Origin of the sequence: Neisseria sp. 74A18, from assembly GCF_001308005.1 — a bacterium.
GTDB lineage: Bacteria > Pseudomonadota > Gammaproteobacteria > Burkholderiales > Neisseriaceae > Neisseria > Neisseria dumasiana.
In genome coordinates, this window is the sequence record NZ_LGZA01000055.1 from 1 (window position 1) to 6746 (window position 6746).

General features: G+C 40.8%; 10 protein-coding genes and 1 pseudogene. 8 read left to right on the forward strand and 3 right to left on the reverse strand.

All coding sequences use genetic code 11. From position 1 onward, the window contains the following. Nucleotides 1-71 precede the first annotated feature (71 nt). Nucleotides 72-269, reverse strand: coding sequence for a hypothetical protein (locus AKG43_RS11455; RefSeq protein ID WP_054617417.1), 198 nt, complete (start codon nucleotides 267-269; stop codon nucleotides 72-74). 264 nt (nucleotides 270-533) lie between these two features. Here AKG43_RS11455 and AKG43_RS11460 point away from each other — a divergent pair, with 264 nt between their 5' ends. The 4 genes from AKG43_RS11460 to AKG43_RS11475 all read left to right on the forward strand — a co-directional run bounded on the left by AKG43_RS11460 (nucleotide 534) and on the right by AKG43_RS11475 (nucleotide 2805). Then, a complete protein-coding gene (locus AKG43_RS11460; protein WP_231718162.1) occupies nucleotides 534-935 on the forward strand; it encodes a phosphoglycerate kinase in 402 nt (133 codons plus the stop codon). Between the two features lie 64 nt (nucleotides 936-999). Next, complete coding sequence (locus AKG43_RS11465; RefSeq protein ID WP_054617419.1) at nucleotides 1000-1782, forward strand: N-6 DNA methylase; 783 nt, start codon at nucleotides 1000-1002, stop codon at nucleotides 1780-1782. A 22-nt stretch (nucleotides 1783-1804) separates the two neighbouring features. Continuing rightward, the gene (locus AKG43_RS11470) at nucleotides 1805-2275 is read left to right on the forward strand and encodes a hypothetical protein (RefSeq protein ID WP_054617420.1); all 471 of its coding nucleotides are present in this window, start codon (nucleotides 1805-1807) and stop codon (nucleotides 2273-2275) included. Continuing rightward, the gene (locus AKG43_RS11475) at nucleotides 2266-2805 is read left to right on the forward strand and encodes a hypothetical protein (protein ID WP_054617421.1); all 540 of its coding nucleotides are present in this window, start codon (nucleotides 2266-2268) and stop codon (nucleotides 2803-2805) included. The genes AKG43_RS11470 and AKG43_RS11475 overlap by 10 nt, the downstream gene beginning before the upstream one ends. A gap of 262 nt (nucleotides 2806-3067) precedes the next feature. Here AKG43_RS11475 and AKG43_RS11480 read toward each other — a convergent pair whose 3' ends face one another. Continuing rightward, on the reverse strand, nucleotides 3068-3925 hold the full coding sequence (locus tag AKG43_RS11480; protein ID WP_054617422.1) for a LysR family transcriptional regulator: 858 nt from the start codon (nucleotides 3923-3925) through the stop codon (nucleotides 3068-3070). A gap of 104 nt (nucleotides 3926-4029) precedes the next feature. On the opposite strand from AKG43_RS11480, the gene AKG43_RS11485 reads away from it, so the two are divergent. The 3 genes from AKG43_RS11485 to thrH are packed head-to-tail and all read left to right on the forward strand — an operon-like array spanning nucleotide 4030 to nucleotide 6073. After that, nucleotides 4030-4788 (forward strand): 2OG-Fe dioxygenase family protein, encoded by a 759-nt coding sequence (locus AKG43_RS11485; RefSeq protein ID WP_054617423.1) that lies wholly within the window; start codon nucleotides 4030-4032, stop codon nucleotides 4786-4788. Nucleotides 4789-4791: 3 nt separating this feature from the next. Continuing rightward, entirely contained in the window at nucleotides 4792-5409 is a 618-nt protein-coding gene (locus tag AKG43_RS11490) for a LysE family translocator (protein ID WP_054617424.1), read from the forward strand. Between the two features lie 46 nt (nucleotides 5410-5455). Continuing rightward, nucleotides 5456-6073, forward strand: a complete 618-nt coding sequence (thrH, locus tag AKG43_RS11495) for a bifunctional phosphoserine phosphatase/homoserine phosphotransferase ThrH (RefSeq protein ID WP_054617425.1) — start codon at nucleotides 5456-5458, stop codon at nucleotides 6071-6073. Nucleotides 6074-6282: 209 nt separating this feature from the next. Here the strand turns inward: thrH and AKG43_RS12890 are convergent, their stop codons facing one another. Further along, nucleotides 6283-6444 (reverse strand): zeta toxin family protein, encoded by a 162-nt coding sequence (locus AKG43_RS12890; RefSeq protein WP_255351205.1) that lies wholly within the window; start codon nucleotides 6442-6444, stop codon nucleotides 6283-6285. A gap of 84 nt (nucleotides 6445-6528) precedes the next feature. Here AKG43_RS12890 and AKG43_RS11500 point away from each other — a divergent pair. Then, a pseudogene (locus AKG43_RS11500) lies at nucleotides 6529-6746 on the forward strand (IS5/IS1182 family transposase); the annotation flags it as partial.

Genomic DNA, 6746 nt, shown 5'->3' on the forward strand with positions numbered 1-6746 from the left:
TTCATATACTTATTAAATGCAAAAAAATTTAAGTTAATACTTTAAATACACAATTAAAATAGAAAAAAATACTACATAATACGCAAATATTCAAAATAAACGTCAATATCTAAGTCCACGCGTACCTCACCCCTGCTAAAAACGAAAAACTTCCCCAATAAACCCATTTTCAAACTAGACGCAGGATAGGCAACGAGTGCCAAAAAACGCCCCAAAGCGTTTTTAAAAATTCCGCCAAAAGGCGGAAACGCCGCAAGCGGCTGTCCCATAAAACAACCATCGGGGGCGGTCGCCGCCGTGTTGTCTCTAGATGTCTAAATTTCAAAGCGCAAAAAGTCCAGACCAAGACGAGTGTCTTTGCACGTCTTCCACCTTTTCCACCACGCCGCTAAGGGCGCACCGGACAAAGATGAAAGCCGCACAAAGCCAGTCTGGACTTTTTGCGCTTTGAAATTTTTAACGACATCACAACACGGCGGCGACCGCCCCCGATGGTTGTGTGTTGTTAATTATTTAACATGAAAGGAATGACTATGGGATTGGACATGTACGGCTACACCATGCGTGCCGAGTTTGCGGGCGACCGACAAACCGATGTGATGCCAAAAACTGATGAAGAGCGCGAGCAAGCGCAGCTAACCGATATTGCCTATTGGCGCAAATTCAATCATCTGCATGGTTGGATGGAAGAGCTTTACAGAGAAAAAGGCGGGCAAGACGAAGTGTTTAACTGCCGCACGGTAAGGCTGGAGTTAGCGGACTTGGTACGGTTGGAGCAGGCGTTGGACAACAACGAATTGGAATATACGCCGGGCTTTTTCTTCGGCGGAGAAGAGGTGTACCCCGAAGACATAGAAGAGACCAAGAAATTTATTGCAGCCGCCCGCGAAGCCATAGCAAACGGCTTGGCAGTCTTTTATAACAGTTGGTGGTAATCGTTAACCATGTTTCAGACGGCCTGTTGAGGCCGTCTGAACGACACAACGGAGATTAAACGGTATGGCCGACATCAATAAAGAGATTGTCAGATTGTTTCAGTCGTTCGGTGCTGCCTATCGGGTTGCAGATTTATTTAGGGATTTTGTCGAAGTGGCCGCCATTGTATTGATTAACCAATACGTATTTGACGATAGATGGGTGCAACGGGAAAACCGTTACCACGAAATCCGCAAACAGTATTCGGAAAGTGATTTTAAGCGGTTTGCAGAAATACTGGGCTTATTGATTGTTGAAACCCATAGCCACAGAGAACAGGGCTTATTTGCCGATATTTTAGGCTGCCTGTATATGGATTTAGGTTTGGGCAACCCAAACAGCGGGCAATATTTTACGCCCTACAACATCAGTAAACTGATGGCGGCCATTGTTAATCAGGATTTGGCCGAAAAGCTGAAAACCGAGCCATTTGTAAGCGTTTTAGAGCCTACCTGCGGAAGTGGGGCGAACGTGATTGCTTTCGCCGAAAACGTCTGTTCACTTGGCTACACACCTGCACAGCACATGGCCGCTATCGGAATTGATATTGATGCCTTGTGCGTTTGGATATGTTTTATCCAATGCCAGCTTTACCGTATCCCCGCCAAAATCGTGCATGGCAACAGTTTGACGAACGAATTTTGGGCGGCTTGGTGTACGGCCGATTGGATACTCGGCGGCTTCGGTCAGGCAATGGCGGACAGAATATCCGCCGACAAGAAAGGAGCCGCAGAAAGCACAGAAAATCCGATTACGGTAATTCCGCAGCGCATGTTTACGCTTGAGGAACAGCTTGTTTTATTTTGACCGTTTAAAAAAGGAAATAGAAATGAAATATCGGTTTGAATACAGAAATGACGGCAGCCGCCTGATGGTGGCCGAATTGGATAGCGAGCTTGACTATATCGGCTGCACGGATGAAGAGTTGGACTGTTTGAGCGAATATTATCGGGACTTAACCATAACTTTTGATATAGACCTTTATTGCAGTCTGCACCGAATGCTATTAGCGGCGGGCGAAAGCCGAAAAATGGTCAAAGTCTATATGGAGGCTTCTATACGGAGTATTAGCGGCTCGTTTGAATATGCGCTGATGGGATGCTGTTTGGAAATCTGTTTTTACGGTGCACTCGATATTGCCGCCCATTGGTTTTGGCGGAATACCAATATTGATTTTAATGTTGAGTTGGATTTTCCGTCTGATTTTTATGTAAACCCCGCTACATGGTTTGAAAAAGAGATTGCAGCGAAAGGGATTCAAAACGTTGAAGAAGTTATGGAGGCGGAACAATGGAAATAAACAATGTTGACCACATTCTCACTCAAATATCAGAACTTCACCCGAAGCAAATTCGGGAAGTATTTATGACGATGTGGCGTGATATGGACAGTTTAAACGATGGTTTAACCGCGGACGATTGTATAGAAATTTTTGCTTCGGCCTTAAAAGGCAGTTCCGATTTTACTTACGACTTACTGGCTCAAACATGTGAGGATTATGGTGTCGGAACTATGACGGACACGTTTGCATTGTTACCCCGCACAACGTATGACAAGCTGTTTTCAGACTGCCTGAAAGGGGATTTTCCACCCAATACAAGGCTAGACACAGTAGCCTTAACTAATCTGCTGATGCTAGAAAATATCGCCAATGTAGAGGCCAGTATAAGAAATGGTTGTATAAGAGCAACACATTTTATAGGCTCTGATGGAAAATTTATTTATGATTCAGGGATTGATGATGAAGAAAATCTATGGAAAGTTGAAGAATTTAGGGAAGCCTACCCTAAAACTTGGTGGACAATCGAGCAAGTAATCTTTAATTTTTGATGTAGCAGGCCGTCTGAAAGAGACGGTTTCAGACGGCCTGAATATGGCAGATGGGAAACCCGTTTGTCAAAATCCAGCCCGCAGCAGCCCCGTTCCCGGCTCCGTACCTCCGCCCGAAACGTCCCCACGCCCCCAAGCCGGACTTGACCATGCCGACCGCTCCGGCACCTGCGGCAACCTACGCAACCGGCAAGCCCAAGCCCGACTTGCCCCCTCCTGCGGGAATTATCATCATTTTTTTCTTATTTATGATTAATGTATGCTACTCCCCAATAAAATCATTCATTTGTTCTCGCAACCAAGATAAAAATTTAATTCTGCGATAATCAGTTTCAAAAGCTATCTCTGATAGCAAATAATATCCAGATCCATCCTCCTTGAAATCATAAGGTGCGATTAATATTCCTTGCTTTATTTCGTCTTCGACCATCAGCTCAGAAGCCATAGCGATTCCCAGTCCTGCGATTGCAGCTTGAATGGATAGATAAAAGTGTTCAAAAAACATATTTTCTTTACATGAAAATTTATTTCTATGACATTTCTCCCAATCTTTCCATGCATGAGGGCGTGTGTATGTATGCAACTTTTTTGCATCCGTAGAAAGTGAAGGGATATGTACCGGCCCCATTCTTTCATTACACAACAATTCCGAATAAATTGTTTTGGGCCATGAAAAGTCATTTCGCCGTATAGCTACATCAATCTTTTGATGATGAAAATCTACGTTCCCTCCAGCAGCTAAAATTACCACATTAAAGCCGAACTCCTTTGGGAAGCGAGTAATTCTAGGAATTAACCATCTCATCGCCAAAGTAGGTTCGCACGAAACCACCAAATCTTTATCTTTACCATGATCTAATTTAGTTAATGTGCTTTGGAGTTCTGAAAAAATGTACTGGCAGGATTCATACAATATTAATCCTGCAGAAGAAAGTCGGAGATTGCGGCCTTGCTTAATAAATAATGTTTCATTCAGGTGCTCTTCTAGAAGCTTCAATTGCTTGCTTACTGCACCATGTGTTACATGAAGTTGCTGCGAAGCGGCAACTAGACTTCCATATTTTCCAACGAAATAAAAAAACTTAAGTGCATTAAGTGGTAATCGTCTAATATTTTCCATAATCTCACACATGAAAAGATAATAATTCGATTTTTTTAGTTTAAATTTTGGAGCAAAATTCTTCGTACATAATGGCTCACACAATTTTAAAGCGAGGAATTATTATGATATATCAAAATATTAAATCGAACTCTTCATCTATTGAAACCATCAAAGAGCAAGTTAAAAGTAACTATTTCTCACACATTCCTTCAGAACAAGCAAGACAGATTATCGGAGAGATTCTACTGCATTATCCTTCTAAAGAATCAATAAATGAATTTATCAACACTTGGTTCAATTTAGAAGAAAACACTTTCATGGCTGATGGAGGTAAATATCGTGAAAGAACACATGCGGTTTTTGCTTCGTCGGTATCCGACAATTCGGTGTGCCTATTACCGTACCAACCACATTTCCAAACAAAATATTGCAATGAGCTAAATGGAGATGTAGCTAGATACTTTAAAGAAATCCCTGAACAAGTGTTAAAAAATGAGGTGTTTGAGGGATTGATGAAATTTGGCTACCTACTATTTTCAGGGCTTAAACCTACAAACTATTTTATTGAGGTTCATCAGTTCCGTATAAAAGCTAAAGAAGGTGTTATCGGATTATCCACGCCCGAAGGTATCCATCGTGATGGCGTTTCATACGTTTTAATGGCTATGGTTAAAAGAAATAACGTTCAAGGTGGAGAAACGACAATTTACGATTTAGATAAACAACCATTAGCACAATTTACCTTAATGGATACTTTAGATATCGCTATTGTAGATGATACAAAAGTATTCCACGGTGTATCTCCTGTCTACAAACATTCAGCAATTGAAGGAGAAGCATATAGAGATATATTAGTTATCACCTTTAAAGAAACGGATTAAGTCATGCAAGAACTCATAGCCGTAGCCTTAATTACCATACTTGCGGTTATCAGTCCCGGTGGGGACTTCGCCATGGTCACTAGAAACAGTTATCTACATGGCAGGAGAGCAGGAGTATTGACATCTTTAGGTATAGCTTCTGCCGTTTGGATCCATGTAGGTTACACACTTCTAGGTGTCAGCATATTGTTGCTCAAATTTCCTACATTGTTTCATTTTATAAAGATATTGGGCGCAATTTATTTAGTTTATATTGGATTTAAAACATTTAATCATCACAACGTAACCGTGGATTTAAATGCCTCATCAAAGACACTTAGTGATATTGAAGCATTTAAAAATGGTTTTGTAACAAATGCTTTAAATCCCAAAACAACTCTATTTGTATTGAGTACGTTTACTCAAATAGTAAAACCAACCACTTCTATTTACATCCAATTAGGGTATGGGGCATTTATGTCTATTGCACATCTAATTTGGTTTGTATTTGTAGCGGAGGTGTTATCCAGCCCATTAATTAGAAATAGATTATTGCAAAAACAGAAATATGTTAACCGTTTTATCGGAGTAATTTTAATTTTGCTGGGTGGAATGCTGATATTTTCATCAATTCCGTTTTGAGCGAAATTAAACCGTTTTGAGCGAAATTAAACAAGGAGAAAATATTATGGAACGTTTTGCTTTTTTAGACTTGGAAGGGGTACTGTATCCCGAAATTTGGGAAATTTATGCACACAAGCTTGGATTGCCGGAGTTGGGCAAAACTACTAGAGAAGAACCTGATTTTAAAAAATTGGTTAGTGAAAGAATCAAAATACTGAAAAAAAACAATGTTCAATTGCAACATCTATCCACGTTATCCAAACAAATTAAGCTACTAGATGGTGCCTTGGACTTTGTAAAATCCTTACAAAAAATGCATTTTGACATTTATATTGTTACTGACGCCTTTTTGGAAATTATTGGGGATAGTGTTAAAAATTTGGAAGTATGTAATATTTATCCTAACCATTTCACATGTGATGAATCAGGATATATTACTGACGCGATTTATATGCGAGAGAAAGGGAAATATGAAGTCTTGGAACAAATATTAAAAGAGAAGCGGAATGCTTATTCTATTGCGATAGGCGATACTTTTAATGATTTCACTATGCTTGACTACGCAGATGATGGCTTTTTGTTTAATCCTTCTCAACAGGCTTTGTTGATGGCTTCCCCAAATTTTAGAGTAGTACGAAACTATGATCAGATAACAGAATATTTAAAAGGAAAATTAGAATAGGGTATATGAAGTATTTCTTTATTGAGTATTTAAAAGTTATTTATCAATTATCCTTTAGAAACAATAATGAGGTTGACGCATGAGAAAAGTTAAAATTACAGAAGCATACTGCGTTGAATTGGGAGATGTAGTAGACATTGACCGTGCTCATGAAGAATCTATGAGAGGAGGAGCACCTTATAAAAGATTTGAGTTTCTTTGCTCTGACCCTAGATGCAGGGAAAAGGGTGTGAAAATAATAGGGGTAAACTATCCATTTGTTCGTATCGCTCGAGTGTGCTTTGCCAGCTCACTTCTGTCGGTGTAGTTTGGATATAGACGGCCGTTTCATAACCGTGGCGGCGCATATCATCTAGCGTTTTCATCGGCATGTCGGCTGAGACCTTTGCAAAACCCTCAAAAATCCTCTAAATTCCCACTCACATCAAACTCCGAGAATTTAGAGGATTTTGTTCATGAGCAGCTTTTTACACACCGATGCCCTCAACCACATCGAAAAACATCTCGACCGCTTCCCACTCATCAAACTCGACCGTATTCTTGACTGGACACCCATCGAACAATACCTCGCCGGCCGCAAAACCCGCTACGTGCGCGACAACGGCGGCCGTCCCGCCTATCCTTTGCTCTCCATGTTCAAAGCCGTCCTGCTCGGCCAATGGCACAGCCTCTC